This window comes from Chryseobacterium bernardetii (assembly GCF_003815975.1).
Lineage (GTDB): Bacteria > Bacteroidota > Bacteroidia > Flavobacteriales > Weeksellaceae > Chryseobacterium > Chryseobacterium bernardetii.
Genome location: NZ_CP033932.1, coordinates 5,116,996 through 5,134,446, shown reverse-complemented (window position 1 = coordinate 5,134,446; position 17,451 = coordinate 5,116,996). Strand labels below are relative to the sequence as shown.

Here is a 17,451-nt window from a genome sequence, read left to right as displayed (position 1 = left end):
TTATCTGAATATAATAACTCTCCGGTAATGAATATAGAAGACTTTATGCTGACATGTCCCAGTAAGAAATTTCTGGGTGTGGAATGTCTTGGGTGTGGTGCCCAGCGTGCCATTGTGCTGGTATTTCAAGGAAAGTTTTCAGAAGCATTTACAATGTATCCTGCTGTATACACCGTATTGCTCTTTTTTTTCATTCTGGGACTAAGTTTTATAGATAAGAAAAGAAAATATTCTTCTGTTCTTATGACTTTGATCGTTATTAATCTTGTGATTATGGTTGTTTCCTATGTTTATAAACATTTTTGATTATAGAGTAGAGAAGATTAAAAAGAGTAAACAATTTTTAAAGACTAAATAATTCCGTAAACTGTAAAGTCGTAGAATTACTACAATTTTTAAAACTATGGCCTTAAAACTTTTTAAATTAGAACATGAAGTCTATCTTTGTTACAGAAAAACCTTTAAACAGGGCTATCATTAATGATTTAAATTTAAGAATATGGCAGGAAATTCAAGAGGAATCTTAAAATTCAATGGAGGTGAAGGTCAGAAGTTATTAAAACTTAATTACAGCGTTTCAAGGGCTACAGATGTTTCAGGACGTGTAGCATCAGATCCGTCAAATGCTTTGATTAAAGTAACCATCGAAGCAACGGAGAAATCTGATGTATTGGAAAGTTTACTGAACAGCAAATATAAGCCTACAACCGGAGAAATCAATTTCAACAAATCTCATGAAGAAGGAACATTAATCACTTTGAAATGGGAAAACGGATATGTGATTCAGCACGAAGTAGACTTTGACGCAATAGACAGCAATAATATGCTGATTAGCTTCGTAGTAAGCGCTGAAACCATTACTTATGGTAATTCTGAATATGCAGGACTTTGGCCAACCAGCTAAGTCTTCGTCACTTAAAGATAAAAAGACTGTCCTTATAAGACAGTCTTTTTTATCATATTACCTTGATTATAAAAACCGGATAAAATGAAACTCAATTTAAGCCATAAACTTTTTACGGCAATAAGCAGTCTTTGCTTCAGCCTGTCTTTTGCCCAGAAAGTAGAATTCACTGTACCTAAAAGTATCGATGTTCTGGAAAATATCATTTTTGATTTTAAAAATAATTTCACAAAGGATATTGCTGTGGATGCAGCTGCTATGGAGGATAACTTCTCAACCACTGTTGATCTTTTTAATCTTAAATATGACGCCGGAAATAAGAATCCTTACCTTAACCTTGCCCTAAATAAAGGAGCGAAAAGTAAGCAGTTCATTGAACGGGCAAGCTGGATGGTAACCTTTAAGAAAATTTCCAAAAAAAGTACAAAAGTCACCATAGATATTGAATCCATTGTTCCCGATCGTCTGTCCAGGAAAGATGTAGATCTTAAACTTACCCAATCTACGGGAAAAGTAGAAAACGAGATTAAAGAATTCCTACTAACCTATAATAAACAAAAGTCTTCTGAATGGGCTACAGCAGATGCCTCAGCAGAACCTTCTGAAGCACAAATTGCCGTAGCAGAAGCACAGGCAGCAGCTCAAATGGAGGAACTTGATAATAGGAAGCTAATTCAGCAGACAACTTCAAAAAAGTTACAGTCATTATTCAGTAAGAAACAGTTTATTACCTTACCAACAGCAGCAGATACTTTTACAAATCTTTTACAGATACAGCCCAGCGAACTGGAATGCGAGAATTGTAAAAGTGGGAAATATGCAAGCTGGGATATAGAGGAAGTCTTTAATCTGATCTATGCCAGGATGAACGATGGGGAAGAATATTATGCCCTTCAGTATTATGGCGACAAAAAAGTTTCGGGTTTGCCTTATGGATTGGTATTTAATGAAAGCACAGCTTCAGAATGCAAAACTAAGTTTGCCAGGTATAATGCACAACTTTATCAGACCACGGTAGAGGCTGATGCCAATACTTCAAGTGCATTGACGGTAGTTACTTTCAAAATGAACAATAGCTATGTTCGTCTTGAGTTTGGAAACCAATACCTGACAAGGCTTCTTGTATCCAATAAAGAACAATAAAATATGAGCTTTTTAGGATATTTCTTTTTAGCTGTATGTTTATTGTCGTTATGCATCGCGTACAGAATTTTTGATAAAATTCTGAAGAAAAGAACTGTTGTAAAAGGTAAATCAGGATTATTGGAAAAAGTATTCATGCTGTTTTTTATAAGCCTGCTGGTGATTTCGCTCAATTCCTTAACACTGGTTCTGTCTTACAGCTTCTTTTGGGAAAAAGCATATAGAACCCTGTTAGAAAAGCAGTATGAAGCTGTAGTTATCGGTTATAAAAAAGAAAATATTTCTACTAAAAATTTCCCCACTTCCGGATATTATAATAAACAGGTATATTTTCCGAAGGTAAAATACATAAATACGAGTGGAAGAGAAGTGGTGAAAACATTGGATATTACTGATGATCATCCGCCTGCCATAGGACAGGTTATAAAAATTACAGACCGTGAAATCAGTAAAGAAGTCAACAGTATTGAACTCAATTGGATAATGTTGATATTTGGATGTGTTTTTACCGGATTATCAGCCTTTTTTGCATGTTTACTCACTAGTTTTATTCATAACGAAACTTTAAAAAAGCGGATCAATTTTTCTCTATACGGAGCTTTTTTTATCATTATACTTAACGCGGGATGTATATTGCTGATGGGGTTGAAGTATTAATGCAGGACCATAAAGAAAACAGAATGATTCTGAAATAAAAATGTATTTTTGAGATAAAACTGACATAAAAGAATTGAAAATATAAAATCATACATGGAGAATAAGAAAAAAATGTCATCTGCAGGCTATACCGTTTCAGGAATATTGCTGTTCTGTTTTCTCTATTATATATTATGGCTGATCTTTCGGGAAAAAATGCCGCTGCATGAGTATATTTCTGATATTAATGCCAACTATGACGAATATGCAGGCCGTATCTGGTACTGTATTCCTATGGTGATTTTTATCCTGATCTTTTTTACCATTTTCAAACCTTCCGGCACCAAGCGTTTTTTAAGATTACAGGCTTCACTGCCTACTTCCAGAATAGCTTCACTGGCCAAAGGAATTGTTGAAGTAGAAGGAATACTGATCATGAAAACTCCTTTACGTTCACCGGTAAGTAATGAAGAATGTATTGGCTATCATTATACCATTGAAGATATTGATAAAGATTCAGACGGGAAGAATACTTATACAACCGTTTACAGAGAAACTCAATGCAATGCCTTTCAAATGAAAGACAGTACAGGGACCATTGAAATACAGCCCGAGGGAATTGAACTGGTCTTACTGGGAGAAACCAATATAAGCAGCAGTTACAATAAAAGGTATAAAGAAACCCTTTTAAAAGATGGTCAGCAAATGCTTTTAGTAGGCTATGCCGATTCAAAAAACGGAGTTTCTTTTATCAGAAAAGATGAACACTATAAAGTTCTTGGGATTACCTCATCATCAGGAATTACCGTGTGGAACAAATACCAGCCCTTGTTGAGATCATTCCTTTTTACCTGTTCAGTTATTTTATTAATCATCATTTATATACTTATACAATAATGAATCAAACCGTAGCCATCATATTACTTGCACTGCTGGCTGTAGCAGTGATAAGCTTTCTGATTAACTTATATAACAAATTAGTGTTGCTTAAATTCAATGTTGATAAAGCGTACAGCAATATTGACGTTGTCCTGAAACAGAGAGCTGATGAAATTCCCAATCTGATAAGTGTAGCCAAAAGCTTTATGAACCATGAAAAAGACATTCTTACCAGGCTTACGGAGCTCAGAACTGTTTATAATACAACTAAAGATTCAGATAAGAAAACAGAATTAGCCAATGAAACTTCAAAAGTTTTATCTTCCTTTTTTGCCGTATCCGAAAACTATCCGGAACTGAGATCCAATAGTAATTTCCTGGAGCTTCAGAAAAGAATTTCAGAAATGGAAAACAAAATTTCTGACAGAAGAGAGTTTTTCAATGACAGCATCAATCTTTACAATATCGGAATCCATGAATTCCCGAATGTGATATTGGCCAAAATGCTTGGCTATAAAGACAAGACCCTGCTGGAAGTAACAGAACAGGAAAAACAATACCATGGAGTTCAGTTTTAATACTTTTTTGGGCTTCGAAAAAGACCTTATGTCTCATCCTGAAATGCTGATTTTTGCAGCACTTCTCCTTCCAATATTGCTGATGCTTCCCATAGCTTTAATAGGTTGGGTTTTCAGGAAGCTTAAGTTCAATATGTATATTATTAATGTAGTATTATATACCCTGATGTTTACTTTTTTATTGGGCGTTTTAACCATCTTTGTTCTCTATTTCATCACAGATAAGAATGGGATTAAACTGATGTATTGCTGGTTAACCATTTTTATAGGAATGTTCTTTTTCTGCCTTATGAACGAGCAAGCCATTACTAAAATGTTTACAGATTGGTCTAAAATAATTGAGGAAAAAGATAAAAGCAAAACCAGGAAAGAGGGATGAATAATGGAGTTTATTGGAACAGATTAACTAAGATAATTTGAATCATCAAATTTATCGCAGATAAAATTTCTGCGTCTGAAAAATAACATTCAGAAATATCTGCGATATCAACAAGATCTGCGAAAACAAAAATGGCTGGCCTCAAAAAGAGGCCAGCCATTTTATGCTGAATATACTTGTATTATTTTACTAAAAACTGCATTGTAGTTCCATCCAGTTTTAAAATATAAACTCCTTGGTTAAGAGCTCCGGTTCTGATGACATTACCATTTCTGAAAGGTCTGTCAATCTTTTGTAGAACTTTCCCCTGTAAGGTGTAGATTTCAGCTTTTTTAACATTCTGAACATCACCTTTTACCGTAATTTCCTGATTGGTGATCGGGTTAGGGGTAATTTTAAAGCTTTGCGTAGCCTCTGGGGTAAAACTTTGAGCTTGTCTGGCAGAAGTTCCGGAGTAACATGTCCATTTCAGATCATCAATAGCCACCCTGTTACTGCCTGAATTATTTACAAGGCTTACCGTTACATTTCCGGAAATATTGATATTGTTAATTGTAGTTGTGGTAGCTGTGGTACTGTAAGGAACCGTTCCTACAGTTGTTCCGTTTACTTTCACATCAAGGACCCCGTTGCTTCCTGAGAATTTCAGCTGCGTGGTTACTGTTAAAGAACCAATACCATTAGCTGAGCTTCCGGATGTTAATGATCCGCTTCTTACAGTAATTGCTTTATTATTGATGGTTTGGTCTGTTCTTGAATCTGTAGCGGTCCAGGAAATACCACCATTGCTCCATGTTCTGGTAGAATAGGTAGAACTTGCAGCAGGAATGGATTCAAAATTTTCATTGGCACAATCCGTAGATGGGCTAGGATTAGTAGTTCCTGTATTGGTTGTTCCTGCAACAGTGGAACTGTTAGAAGATAAATTTCCTGCAGCATCCTTAGCCACAACATAAAAGCTGTAAGTAGTTGATGGATTTAATCCCGAAATTGTAGCAGAAGTTGAATTTACCGTTGTTTGCAGATTTCCGTTCATATAGACATTATAGGCAGAAACGCCAACATTGTCTGTGGAGGCATTCCATGTAAGGGAAATGCTGCTGGATGTTTTGGCAGACACTGCTAAGTTGGTAGCAGCTGTTGGAGCCTGTGTATCACCGGCTGGCTGTTGAGAACCCCAGATAAGGTTTACGTAGCTTGGATTATCGATAAAAGGATTTCTGTTACCCTGATAAGCATAAGAAGCATTATTCCTCTTGATTTCAGCCTGAGAAACCGGATCCTGATTATGCCATGCCAAAAGAACATTCAGTTCCCAGGTCTGAAGACCCGGAAATGTAGAACTTCCCAACATATCTCCTGAAGCAAAAGAAGAGAGCTTATTTTGATAACGTGTTACAAAATAAAAGATCATACGCGCCACATCACCTTTGAACTCATCAATAGGTTCAAAAACAGTTCCGGAATATCCTGAAGAAGCAGAACTACCCAATTTTGATCCATTTTGAGACGTAAAAGTGGCACTTCCCACCTTTCCGAACGGATAGTTGCTTCTCATTCCGTTTACTTTACCATCTGTAGCCCTGATGAAATGAATATCTGCTACCATGGGAGAAGCCTGGCTGAATAAACTTTGAGGTACAATATGTTCTCTGTTATAGCAGTTCCCTTCTGTAGAATAAGTTCCACACTGGTTAGTGCCCGGTGTGTATTTATAAGGATCAGTACCTATAGGTTTTTCCGAATAAATATCAAGTATAGATCCGTCATTTTCGTAATCTTTATCAATATCTGTGGTCTTATAGGCGGTCCATAATCCATTGTAGCCTTTATCCTGATGTCCGCTGGTAATAATGCTGCTCAAAGCAGTTTTAAGTGCTGCACCGCTCAATCCGTTGGCTGAGTTGTAGTATCCTGCAGGCGCCTGGGCACAGGCAAATCCTGAAAATACAGAGAATAAGATAATTTTTTTCATATTAATATAATTTCCCCACAAGATTACTACATTTTTATGAATAAAAAATGACATTATCATTAATTTTAAATGTAGAGCATTTTGCTTCATCTAATGTTTTTTAAATGAATTAATTATAGTAAAAAAATAAATTTACATCGCCAAATAATCAATTCGTAATCCCGGGCTTTAAAACGAGAGTTACCAATTTCATACTTTACATTGAAATCAATATCTATAAAATCTATGGTATGGTAACAAAAAGAGCCGGTACAGAAGTACCGGCCCATATAATAATCGATTAATCTTATTTTCTTTGTGGCGGATAATTTTTCATGATCTCAGCCATAATTTCAGGAATCTGTCTCTGCTTAGATCTAGGAGAATCTACAGAAATTCCGCTTCCGATACCTTGCCAAACCAGTTTGTTGGATTTTGCATCAATAAGGTCAACAATGAGGGCTCCTTCATTATAGTTGCTTGTCCATGTTCTGTTCATTCCAACACCCCATCCGAATGGGCCGCCCCATCCCCACATTCCGTAAGGAGACGAAGTTTGTATATCAGTAATTTTTTTGTGATTTGCTTTTACGTTGACAATTAGATCAGGATTTTCTCCGGACTGAAGTCCCTTGCTCTGAAGCTGTCTTGAAAGCTCATTCAGAACTCTGTCTTTATCAATATCATTCAATTTTAGATCATCAATTCTTATTTTATACGTTTTGTAAGAATTGAAATTGGCGGTTTCAGCATAATCTGAACGTACCTGAAACGGGCTACAAGAAGTTAAACCTAATGTAGCAGATGCCAACAAAATAAAAATATATTTTTTCATTTTATTTATTTTTTTTATCATTTTTAATGAATGTATCAGTCTTTTTATCGTACCCGTAAGGACAGTGTCTGCAGCCGCTTTTACAGCAATATCCTCTTTTCAGATGGAACTTTTCTGTAAAAACTTTGTACCCCTGTTCATTATAATAAAAGTCTTCACCTTCTTTGATGTCATAATGGGCCATAAGTTAAACGCAAGTCAAAAAACTTTTTATATTTGTTAGTATGATAATTGTATGCCAAAAGCCATTAAAAAAACTAAAAATTAACGGCATTGCTCTTTTTCCCTTTATCTTCATTAGGAAACCCGAAGATAAGGAAAATAATACACTTATCAATCACGAAAAAATCCATTTGCGGCAACAGGTGGAGATGCTGGTCATATTTTTTTATATTTTCTATGTTATTGAATATTATTATTGGTTTTTCAGGCTGAAAGATGCTTATAAGGCCTATATGAGAATTTCCTTCGAAAGGGAAGCCTATGCCAATGAAGGTAATCTGGGCTATCTTAAAGAAAGAAAATTCTGGAATTTCAGGAAATATTTATAAAAGATAAAAGATAAAAGATAAAAGATAAAAGATAAAAGATAAAAGATAAAAGATAAAAGATAAAAGATAAAGCCGTTAAACAACTCTTATCTGTGTACATGTCCATCAGGATGTCAACATCAATATAGCCCGCTCAATAAATAGAATTTTTAAATTCCATGACTTTATCCAAAACCTGAAATTCAACACAACATTATCAATAATTTCATAGATTACGCAATTATATCCAGCTTAGTATTACAAAGCAATCATTTGTGAGAATCTGTGGCCAACACTACAAAATCCAATAATTAATCTTTTATTATTTTTGCATTTATAAACCATGAGTAGCCTAAAAAACTGAAATGCTATTACAATTCCCTACAGAACCCATTCCCATTCAGGAAATCCCGATTCATAAAAATATAAAGCTCTATATCAAGAGAGAAGATCTTATCCATCCTCAAATTTCTGGTAATAAATACTGGAAGTTGTTTTATAATGTTAACCGTTATCTGGAAGGAAACCCTGAGAAACCTTATATCATCACGTTTGGCGGTGCTTTTTCCAATCATATTGCAGCTGTTTCTGCAGTGGGAAATTTAGCAGGTATTCCAACGTTAGGTATTATAAGGGGAGAGGAGTTGCAGCACAAATGGCGGGACAATCCCACTTTACTTTTTGCAAAAAGAAACGGAATGAACCTGAAATTTGTCACCCGTGAAGAATATCGGCATAAAGAAAAACTGACAGAATTCCTGCAGCAGGAGTTTCCTGAGGCTCTGGTAGTTCCTGAAGGTGGTACCAATAAAGAAGCTGTGGAAGGGGTAAAAATGATGCTCAATGAGCATACCAAAGATTTTGACTATCTTTGCACTGCAGTTGGGACGGGAGGAACCATTGCCGGAATTTCAAAATTTTGTGAAGATAATCAGAAAGTTATAGGATTTAAGGTTGTTGATGATGCTTCACTTGAAAATAAAATTTTTGAATTAACTTTGAAACAGAATTTTAATCTAATAGATTCATGTTTTGGAGGTTATGGTAAAATAAGTGATGAAAATATCCGTTTTATCAATGATTTTAAAGAGAAATACGACATTCCTCTGGAACCGATTTATACAGGAAAGATGATGCAGAAGGTTTTTGAACTCATTGAAGAAGGTTACTTTCCTGAAAACAGCAGAATTTTGTGCTTTCATACTGGTGGATTACAAGGGATTGAGGGGGCTAATCTGCTTTTAGAAAAACAGAATAGAAATTTAATTATATAAGTAAAATTGAAAAACATGAAAAGACTTTTCCTATCCATAAGCCTTTTAGTTTTATCAAAATTTTCTGCCCAAAGCTGGGCAACCGAAGATCAATACATCCAGAAATTTGCTAAATATGCAGTAGAGGAAATGGAAAAATATAAAATTCCGGCCTCTATTACCCTTGCTCAGGGACTTCTTGAAACAGGAGGCGGGCAGAGCAGATTGGCACAGGAAGGTAAAAACCACTTCGGAATAAAATGTAAAGAAGACTGGACCGGTAAAACGATGAAGCATACGGACGATGCTCCTAACGAATGTTTCCGCGTATATGATGACCCAAGACAGTCTTATGAAGACCATTCTATATTTTTATCCACCAGAAAATATTACGCAAACCTTTTCAAACTGGATATGAAGGATTACAGGGCATGGGCGTATGGCTTAAAAAAAGCAGGATATGCTACTAATCCGCGTTATGCATCCATTCTAATTGGCAAAATTGAAAAGTACAGATTATACGAATATGACAACACTAATTCTAATGAAGTACTGTATGCCGTTCTTAAAATGTATCCGGACCTGAAAGACGACAGAACTTTCATGGCACAGCTGGAACCCGGAAAGGCAATAAAGAAAGCCAAAGAGCCGTTAACAGTAGAAGTTCCATACAAACAAACCTCTTATGCGCAGCAGCAGAAAAGAGTGGAGAGAATTAAGACAAAAGCTGAGATTCTGAATTCCATTCTCATCAAAAGTCATCCTAACGACGGGCTGAAATATATTGTAATTCCTGAAGATACCGATGTTAAATTCATAGCCAATAAATTCAAGGTCAGCGAAAGCCGTCTGATGAAATGGAATGAACTGGAAAGCGAAACATTGAAGAAAAATGATATTGTCTTCCTTGAATCGAAGAATTCCTCAGGAAATACAGCCACTTATAAAGCGGCATCTGGTGAAGATATGCATGCCATTGCCCAGAAGTTCGGAATCAAATTACATAAATTATATGCTAAAAACAGAATGGATGAAGGACAACAGCCTTCTGCAGGACAGCTGATTTATCTGATTGATAAAAAACCAAGAAACTAATTAATTTTTTCTGTTGAGAGTTTATTGTTGACACTTAACTGCCAACCCGCAACTGTCAACTAATGACAAATATATATATGAAGTATCAAAGAAGTTCGGCTTTGTTTGATGAAGCCTACAAATACATCCCGGGAGGGGTGAATTCTCCGGTAAGAGCATTCAAATCAGTAGGAGGTGTTCCTGTTTTTATGAAATCAGCAAAAGGTGCTTACCTTACTGATGCCGATAATAATACGTATATCGATTACATCAACTCATGGGGACCTGCTATTTTAGGACACACTCATCCGGAAGTACTGGAGGAACTGAAAATCCAGGCAGAAAAAGGATTCTCCTTTGGAGCTCCTACAGAACTGGAAACTGAAATTGCAAAATTCATCGTTGAAAATGTTCCGAATATCGATCAGATCAGAATGGTATCTTCAGGAACAGAAGCCTGTATGAGTGCGATCAGACTGGCAAGAGGATATACGGGAAGAGATAAGATCGTGAAGTTTGAAGGTTGCTATCACGGGCATTCAGATTCATTCCTTATTAAAGCAGGAAGCGGAGCGGCTACTTTCGGAAATCCAAATTCCCCGGGAGTAACTGAAGGTACGGCAAAGGATACTTTATTGGCACGTTACAATGATATTGAGCAGGTTGAAGATCTGTTCCGTCATAACCAAGGCCAAATTGCAGCCATCATTATTGAGCCGGTTGCCGGAAACATGGGATGTGTATTACCTGAAAATGATTTCTTACAAAAATTAAGAAAAATCTGTGATGAAAATGGAGCTTTATTAATCTTTGATGAAGTGATGACCGGTTTCAGGTTAGCATTCGGTGGAGCACAGGAACTTTTTAATGTAAAAGCTGATCTGGTAACATATGGAAAAGTAATCGGAGGTGGACTTCCGGTAGGAGCTTTTGCAGGAAGAAACGAAATTATGGACCACCTGGCTCCAAAAGGTGGAGTATACCAGGCTGGAACATTAAGTGGAAATCCACTGGCAATGAGAGCTGGATTAAAAACACTTCAGCTGATTAAAAACGACCCTGAGTTCTTCAACAGATTAAGCAAGACAACGCAAACCTTAGATATTGAGATTGGTAAGATTTTAAATGAAAAAGGAATTGCCCACAAGATTAACAGAAAGGGCTCTATGATGTCTGTATTCTTCCACACGAACAGAGTTTCCAATTTTGATGAGGCACAGGAGGCTAATCATTCTCTGTTTAATAACTTTTTCCATCAGATGCTTCAGAATGGAGTGTATCTGCCGCCAAGCGGCTATGAAACCTACTTCATCAGTGATGCAATCAAAGAAAAAGAAATTGATATGACACTGGAAGCTGTTAGAAAATTTAAATATTCCAATTTATAAGATAAAAAGAGACTGCCGGGAAAGGCAGTCTTTTTTGTTTATTTAAAGCCAATTAAGCAAGACCATAGCAGAACAGGCACATCCATCGTCCCTCATTATTGGCTGCATCAGCATCAAAGATATAGAGTCCTTTACTTTCAATATATTCTCTCTGGCTTAGTTTATCTCCACCATTAGCATCTGTAATATAGATAATGGCACCGTCCTGGTCTTTTCCATATAAAGTATTTCCTTTTGCAGTAAGTTCTGCACGGGTTAATCTTGGCGGAAGTAATCCTGCAATAGTTAGAATATCTTTTTTGGCAGTAACATCAAGGGTAGCTTTAGGGCTTTCAGTATTAATTCCTGTCTGTGCAAATAAAAGAGATGAGAATCCGATCAAAACAAAACTTATAAATTTCTTCATATAATCTTTTTGCAAAGATAATCTTAATCTAAAAATGAATACAGGTTCAATTGTTTCATATAAGTTTATTTATAGTGAAATAAATATGCTGGCAACATAAGGGAAATACTGAATCATATACTGTAATAAAAAACCGAGGTAAAGAACATATAAATGATACAGATTTTGTAATAAACCATACACTTTTTTCAGAACACTTCTTTTTAATTTTGTCATAAATAGATTGGAAATGACGACTTCAGACAATAATATCTCCCGCAAGGATTTTATCAGAAATTCAGCATTGGCAATGGCAGGATTAACTTTAATACCGAATATCATGACAGCATCCCCTTTTGGGAATGAGAAAAATGTTTCACCAATTGGAAAGTTAACCCTTAAAAATATTCGTCTGGAAACCGGTTTTGAATATGAAGACGGGGAAGTTTCTGCTACCAAGACAGAGCTGTTTTATGTGGAAATTGAAAACGGGAAAATTTCTAAGATCGCACCTAACCAGCCTAATGCAAAAGCTATAGATGCTAAAGGATTACTGATGCTTCCTGCTTTTAAAGATATGCACATTCATCTGGATAAGACTTTTTACGGAGATAAATGGCAGGCGGTAAGAAAAAGAACAGGTGGAGTAAAGGGGATGATAGCCCTGGAGCAGAAAATGCTTCCGGAAATGCTGAAAAATTCAACTTTCAAAGCTGAAAAAATGATTGAATTATTACAGTCAAAAGGAACATCCTTTGCCAGAAGTCATGTGAATATTGAGCCTACCTCGAAACTTCAGTCATTAAAAAATCTACAGAAAGCTTTAAACAATAAAAAGAAAAGCTTCGGGGCAGAATTGGTGGCTTTTCCACAGCATGGTGTATTTTATACAGACTCCGCACCCTATCTGAAGGAAGCTGCAGGAATGGATATTGATTTTATTGGTGGAGTAGATCCTTTCAATGTAGATGGTAATATTGAAAAAGTAATGGACTTCACGGTTCAATTAGCGCTGGATAATAAAAAGGGAATAGATATTCACTTGCATGAAACCGGAGATTCGGGATTAAAAACCGTAGAATATTTAATTAAAAAAGTAAATGAGAACCCTTCTTTAAAAGGAAAAACATACCTGAGCCATTGTTTTATCCTGGCAAAATTGGATGAAGCAAGGCAGGAAGAAATTGCTGAAAAACTGGCAGCAGCTCAAATCGGGGTTGTTTCAACCATTCCTTTCGGAAAGCTGATTATGCCAATTCCAACCTTATATAAGCATAATGTAACAGTATTAACGGGAAATGACAGTATTGTAGATCATTGGAATACTTTCGGCACCGGAAGTGTACTTCAGAAGGCCAATTTGATGGCGCAACTGTATGGATATTCAACAGAGTTTTTATTATCAAGAAGCTTAAAGCTGGCCACAGGAAATATTCTTCCGCTGGATGATAAAGGAACTCAGCAATGGCCTAAAACAGGGGATAAAGCAGATTTTGTTCTGTTGAATGCAAGCTGTTCTGCAGAAGCTGTATCAAGAATCTCCAATGTAGAATCATTGGTGCATGAGGGGAATATAGTTTTTTAAATTCAACCTACAATGAAGAAAATATTGGTATTTCTTTTAGCATTCGGAAGTTTGAGTGCCTGTCAGGAGAAATCCGGTGTTTTTCCAAATGAAGAGATTATGCAGGAAAGAGACCTCATCAGTAAGGTGAAAAATAATGATGTTTCTGCTGTAAAATCTGCTCTGGAAAACGGAGCAGATGTAAATACGCGAGACAGAAAAGGACGTTCTTTACTATTGATTGCGACAATGGAGAAGCTGTCCGAAATGGCTAAACTATTGGTATCCTATAAAGCAGATGTCAATCTTCAGGACAATCAGCTGGACAGTGCATTTTTATATGCCGGAGCAAGCGGACAAACGGAGCTGGTAAAATTATACCTGAAAAATGGTGCCCGCTTTGATGTATTCAACCGTTACAACGGAACAGCTTTAATTCCGGCATGTGAACGTGGATATGTAGAAACTGTGAAAGTATTGGTGAAAACAGAAGGATTTCCTATCAACCATGTGAACAAATTAGGCTGGACAGCTTTAATGGAAGCCGTAATTCTTGGAGATGGAAGTCAGAAATACCAGGAAATTGTACAGGTTCTGAAAGATCATAGAGCAGATCTCACAATTCCCGACCATGATGGTAAAACACCTTTACAACATGCAGAGGTATTAGGTTTTAAAGAAATAGTTCAGATTTTGAAATCATAAAAATAACGTTGGGAAGATCAAGACTGTCATCAATCAACAGTATTCAATTTTATCAGAGATAAAATCTTTGAGCCTTAAAAACAGTATCATAGATAAAATCTTCGCGCCATTGCGATTTTCCAACATTAACAACGTAGAAAATTTAGATATATAATTTAGTTGGTGTTTTAGCCACAAAGGTTACAAATGTTTTATTACTCTGTTTTGAAATAATTTTCTTTTAAGGCAGCGTTGAATTCAAAATCATTCTCTGTGTTGAAGAAAAGGGGAAGCTGTATTTTGTAGAGGATGATTGAAAACATTTGTTTCTTTTGTGGTTATTTTAATTTTTTCTCATAAATTTTATTAATTTTAAGAGAAATTCAGGTAGCGTGAGTTATCATACAGATCATTTTCCCGTTTTAGGAATTCAGGAGTTTAGCGAGAACCAGCTTAAGGGCTGTAATTTACTGTTTAACGAACTCTACGGAGCACGCTCTATTGATGATCCCCATAAACACGATTTTTTTATTATCAACCTTTTTGAGCACGGAGTAGGTTCTCATACCATAGATTTTACGAAATATGAGGTGAAAGATCACCAGATACATCTTGTTTTTCCGGATCAGGTACATCAATGGGTAATTGAAAAAGAAACGATAGGCTATCAATTGATGATCAGCAGGGATTGGTTTGAAAGTTTTTTGCCATCGTTGAGGTTTTCAGCTTCCTATTATCAGAATCATCCCGTTATTAATCTGTCCGAAGAGGTGTTTAAAGTATTTTTATATGAATTTCAGGCCATTCAGAAAGAATTGATTGGTGACAAGGTTTTTTGGGAACTGATTCAGAAAAGAAGCGAGCTCATCGGGTTATTGGTAAGTAAAACGGTAGAAGGGGCATTTAAGGATTTTGAAGTGTACCATTCAAATCCTATTATCTCCAAATTTTTAAATCTGATTGATGAACATTTCAGAACGGAAAGATCTGTTTCTTTTTATGCTGATAAGCTGAATATTTCTGCCAATTATCTGAATATTGTCTGTAAAAAGAACCTCAATGCTTCTGCATCCTCTCTTATTCAGGACCGTATTTTACTGGAGGCCAAACGCCTTTTAAAAGTTTCGGAAATGTCTGTAAAAGATATTGTGTATGACCTTGGGTTCTATGACCATGCCAGTTTTTCGAAATTCTTTAAAATGCAGACGGGAATGACCCCGTCTCAGTTCAAGGAATAATTTATACAAAACAAGACATAATTGATACACCGGTTTTCAGAAGAAGCCGGTGTAATTTTGTAGCGTTAAAATATTAAAAACATGCAATTTCCCTATCAATTAACTGCGAAAGGAAACTATTCCCTTAAAAATGTACGCCTGGAAACAGGTTTTGAATATGAAAATGAAGAGGTTATCGGAACAAAAACAGATCTTTTCAGTATCGGGATTGAAAATGGGAAAATTAAATCGGTAAAGGCCAATGATCCTGCTTCCGAAGCTATTGATGCGAAAGGATATCTGATGCTCCCTGCTTTCAGGGATATGCACATCCATTTGGATAAAACGTTATATGGCCTTCCCTGGCAGGCACTTTCACCCAAAAGAAAAAGTGTGAAGGATATGATTGCTTATGAACAGCAAATTATTCCTGAACTGTTAAAAACTTCATTGGACAGAGCAGAACAGCTAATCAGTCTGTTACAGCATTACGGAACTCATTTTGTGAGAACCCATTTCAATATTGATCCTACTTCGGGATTAAAATCATTGGAAAATTTAGAACAGGCGCTTCAAAATAAAAAGGATTCATTTAATGCAGAGCTGGTTGCCTTCCCCCAGCATGGCCTGTATTACACAGAATCAGCTTCTTTAATGAAAGAAGCTGTAAAATTAGATAGTGTTGCTTTTGTTGGTGGATTAGATCCGCAAAGTATTGACGGAAGTATTGAAAAAGTAATAGACTTTACAGTACAGCTGGCACTGGATCATCATAAAGGCATTGATATTCACCTGCATGAAGCAGGAGAGTCCGGAATGAAGACCATCAATTATCTGATTGATAAAGCAATTGAAAACCCTGTGCTTCAGGGAAAAACTTTTGTAAGCCATGCCTTTGCCCTGGCTCATCTATCTCCTAAAGAAACAGAGGAAATCTCAGAAAGACTGGCTGCCGGAAAAGTAGGAATAGCTTCCTCAGTGCCATTCAAGAAGACTATTATGCCTATTCCAACGTTGAAAAAACATGGTGTAAATGTTCTGATAGGAAATGACAATGTACAGGATTTCTGGAGTACTTTCGGATCCGGAAGCATGTTGCAGAAAGCCAATCTGATTGCGGAACTATATGGATATGCTACTGAATTTGCCTTGTCAAGGTCATTACAGTTTGCTACCCAAAATATTCTTCCTCTGGACGAAAAAGGGAAACAACAATGGCCAAAAGCGGATGATGAAGCTGCTGTGGTTTTAGCAGATGCTTCATGTTCAGCAGAAGCCGTTTCCAGAATGTCTAAAATACAAGCCCTGATGCATCACGGGAATCTGTTCTGGAGAAATTAAACTGAATGTATATATATTTTTTATACACTTGTTTTTTGTGAATCAGCCACCGGAATTTTCCGGTGGTTGTTTTTGTTACTAACCTTTGTTGATTTTAATTATTTTAGTAAATGTTATAGATAATTATGAACGTTTTTAAAATAGAATCCAACAAAGAAAAAAACTATATTATGTCTTATAGTTTATTGATTGATATAGAACAGAATTGTTTAATTTTTTGATATATAATGGAGCAGAAAATAATTGTCATTCCGGAACAGGAATATAGGTGTTACTATCTGGGAAAGAGTTGGAGAATAATTCGTAAAGGTGCAATAAGAGAAATTGTTTTAGATTCCTTTTATGGAGTACCGTTTTATATCATTTTTGAAAATATAGAAACTTCAGTTCCACAGCTCAAAACTGTAACTCAATCAGGAAGCATTTTACTTTCTGATATTTTCCCGATACAGTTAATTCTTGAAGAATTAATTGATCATCAGCAAAACTATTGGTTAAATTTATGCGTGGATTTTATTGTTGAAATGGATGAGGTGAATCAAGATATTGTACAGCTATTATTAAAAACTAAAAATAATAAAGCTTTTATCCAACCTGTAAGGCATAAAATAAGGAGAATAATACTTATGAACGGCTATGAATATTAAGGTTTAATTACATGATAATGGCAAGAACAAAAAACCATCAGAAAGATTCTGATGGTTTTT

General features: G+C 36.0%; 20 protein-coding genes. 16 read left to right on the top strand and 4 right to left on the bottom strand.

Features of this window, described 5'->3' with window-relative positions; all coding sequences use genetic code 11:
• The first annotated feature begins 27 nt into the window (after positions 1-27).
• The 7 genes from EG339_RS23240 to EG339_RS23210 all read left to right on the top strand — a co-directional run bounded on the left by EG339_RS23240 (position 28) and on the right by EG339_RS23210 (position 4,519).
• Positions 28-306, top strand: a complete 279-nt coding sequence (locus EG339_RS23240; RefSeq protein ID WP_123872441.1) for a DUF2752 domain-containing protein — start codon at positions 28-30, stop codon at positions 304-306.
• A 193-nt stretch (positions 307-499) separates the two neighbouring features.
• Positions 500-904 (top strand): type VI secretion system tube protein TssD, encoded by a 405-nt coding sequence (tssD, locus tag EG339_RS23235; RefSeq protein ID WP_066700502.1) that lies wholly within the window; start codon positions 500-502, stop codon positions 902-904.
• Between the two features lie 84 nt (positions 905-988).
• The gene (locus EG339_RS23230; protein ID WP_123872440.1) at positions 989-2,047 is read left to right on the top strand and encodes a hypothetical protein; all 1,059 of its coding nucleotides are present in this window, start codon (positions 989-991) and stop codon (positions 2,045-2,047) included.
• 3 nt (positions 2,048-2,050) lie between these two features.
• Positions 2,051-2,704 carry a hypothetical protein gene (locus EG339_RS23225; protein WP_123872439.1) on the top strand — a complete coding sequence of 218 codons (654 nt, stop codon included), beginning with the start codon at positions 2,051-2,053 and terminating at the stop codon, positions 2,702-2,704.
• 93 nt (positions 2,705-2,797) lie between these two features.
• Positions 2,798-3,580: a hypothetical protein gene (locus EG339_RS23220; protein WP_123872438.1), complete on the top strand. Its 783-nt coding sequence runs from the start codon at positions 2,798-2,800 to the stop codon at positions 3,578-3,580.
• Positions 3,580-4,140 carry a LemA family protein gene (locus EG339_RS23215; protein WP_123872437.1) on the top strand — a complete coding sequence of 187 codons (561 nt, stop codon included), beginning with the start codon at positions 3,580-3,582 and terminating at the stop codon, positions 4,138-4,140. The genes EG339_RS23220 and EG339_RS23215 overlap by 1 nt, the downstream gene beginning before the upstream one ends.
• Positions 4,124-4,519: a hypothetical protein gene (locus tag EG339_RS23210; protein ID WP_123872436.1), complete on the top strand. Its 396-nt coding sequence runs from the start codon at positions 4,124-4,126 to the stop codon at positions 4,517-4,519. Before EG339_RS23215 ends, EG339_RS23210 begins: the two co-directional genes overlap by 17 nt.
• A 181-nt stretch (positions 4,520-4,700) precedes the next feature.
• On the opposite strand, the gene EG339_RS23205 is transcribed toward EG339_RS23210, so the two are convergent.
• The 3 genes from EG339_RS23205 to EG339_RS23195 all read right to left on the bottom strand — a co-directional run bounded on the left by EG339_RS23205 (position 4,701) and on the right by EG339_RS23195 (position 7,492).
• On the bottom strand, positions 4,701-6,494 hold the full coding sequence (locus EG339_RS23205) for an endonuclease (protein ID WP_123872435.1): 1,794 nt from the start codon (positions 6,492-6,494) through the stop codon (positions 4,701-4,703).
• 286 nt (positions 6,495-6,780) lie between these two features.
• The gene (locus tag EG339_RS23200) at positions 6,781-7,308 is read right to left on the bottom strand and encodes a DUF4136 domain-containing protein (RefSeq protein ID WP_123872434.1); all 528 of its coding nucleotides are present in this window, start codon (positions 7,306-7,308) and stop codon (positions 6,781-6,783) included.
• A 1-nt stretch (position 7,309) separates the two neighbouring features.
• Positions 7,310-7,492, bottom strand: coding sequence for a DUF5522 domain-containing protein (locus tag EG339_RS23195; RefSeq protein WP_007842321.1), 183 nt, complete (start codon positions 7,490-7,492; stop codon positions 7,310-7,312).
• Positions 7,493-7,532: 40 nt separating this feature from the next.
• On the opposite strand from EG339_RS23195, the gene EG339_RS23190 reads away from it, so the two are divergent.
• The 4 genes from EG339_RS23190 (at position 7,533) to hemL (ending at position 11,553) form a co-directional block, all read left to right on the top strand.
• Positions 7,533-7,859, top strand: coding sequence for a hypothetical protein (locus tag EG339_RS23190; protein ID WP_123872433.1), 327 nt, complete (start codon positions 7,533-7,535; stop codon positions 7,857-7,859).
• 344 nt (positions 7,860-8,203) lie between these two features.
• The gene (locus EG339_RS23185; RefSeq protein ID WP_123872432.1) at positions 8,204-9,112 is read left to right on the top strand and encodes a 1-aminocyclopropane-1-carboxylate deaminase/D-cysteine desulfhydrase; all 909 of its coding nucleotides are present in this window, start codon (positions 8,204-8,206) and stop codon (positions 9,110-9,112) included.
• A 15-nt stretch (positions 9,113-9,127) separates the two neighbouring features.
• Complete coding sequence (locus tag EG339_RS23180; RefSeq protein ID WP_123872431.1) at positions 9,128-10,186, top strand: glucosaminidase domain-containing protein; 1,059 nt, start codon at positions 9,128-9,130, stop codon at positions 10,184-10,186.
• Between the two features lie 77 nt (positions 10,187-10,263).
• A complete protein-coding gene (gene hemL / locus EG339_RS23175) occupies positions 10,264-11,553 on the top strand; it encodes a glutamate-1-semialdehyde 2,1-aminomutase (protein WP_123872430.1) in 1,290 nt (429 codons plus the stop codon).
• 52 nt (positions 11,554-11,605) lie between these two features.
• Here hemL and EG339_RS23170 read toward each other — a convergent pair whose 3' ends face one another.
• The gene (locus EG339_RS23170) at positions 11,606-11,959 is read right to left on the bottom strand and encodes a hypothetical protein (RefSeq protein ID WP_123872429.1); all 354 of its coding nucleotides are present in this window, start codon (positions 11,957-11,959) and stop codon (positions 11,606-11,608) included.
• A gap of 229 nt (positions 11,960-12,188) precedes the next feature.
• On the opposite strand from EG339_RS23170, the gene EG339_RS23165 reads away from it, so the two are divergent.
• From EG339_RS23165 to EG339_RS23145, 5 genes are all read left to right on the top strand, one after another.
• Positions 12,189-13,523, top strand: coding sequence for an amidohydrolase (locus tag EG339_RS23165; RefSeq protein ID WP_123872428.1), 1,335 nt, complete (start codon positions 12,189-12,191; stop codon positions 13,521-13,523).
• A 12-nt stretch (positions 13,524-13,535) separates the two neighbouring features.
• The gene (locus EG339_RS23160) at positions 13,536-14,207 is read left to right on the top strand and encodes an ankyrin repeat domain-containing protein (RefSeq protein ID WP_123872426.1); all 672 of its coding nucleotides are present in this window, start codon (positions 13,536-13,538) and stop codon (positions 14,205-14,207) included.
• Between the two features lie 371 nt (positions 14,208-14,578).
• Positions 14,579-15,424: a helix-turn-helix domain-containing protein gene (locus tag EG339_RS23155; RefSeq protein ID WP_123872424.1), complete on the top strand. Its 846-nt coding sequence runs from the start codon at positions 14,579-14,581 to the stop codon at positions 15,422-15,424.
• 81 nt (positions 15,425-15,505) lie between these two features.
• On the top strand, positions 15,506-16,744 hold the full coding sequence (locus tag EG339_RS23150; protein ID WP_123872422.1) for an amidohydrolase: 1,239 nt from the start codon (positions 15,506-15,508) through the stop codon (positions 16,742-16,744).
• Between the two features lie 227 nt (positions 16,745-16,971).
• On the top strand, positions 16,972-17,391 hold the full coding sequence (locus tag EG339_RS23145; protein WP_123872420.1) for a hypothetical protein: 420 nt from the start codon (positions 16,972-16,974) through the stop codon (positions 17,389-17,391).
• The last annotated feature ends 60 nt before the right edge of the window (positions 17,392-17,451 follow it).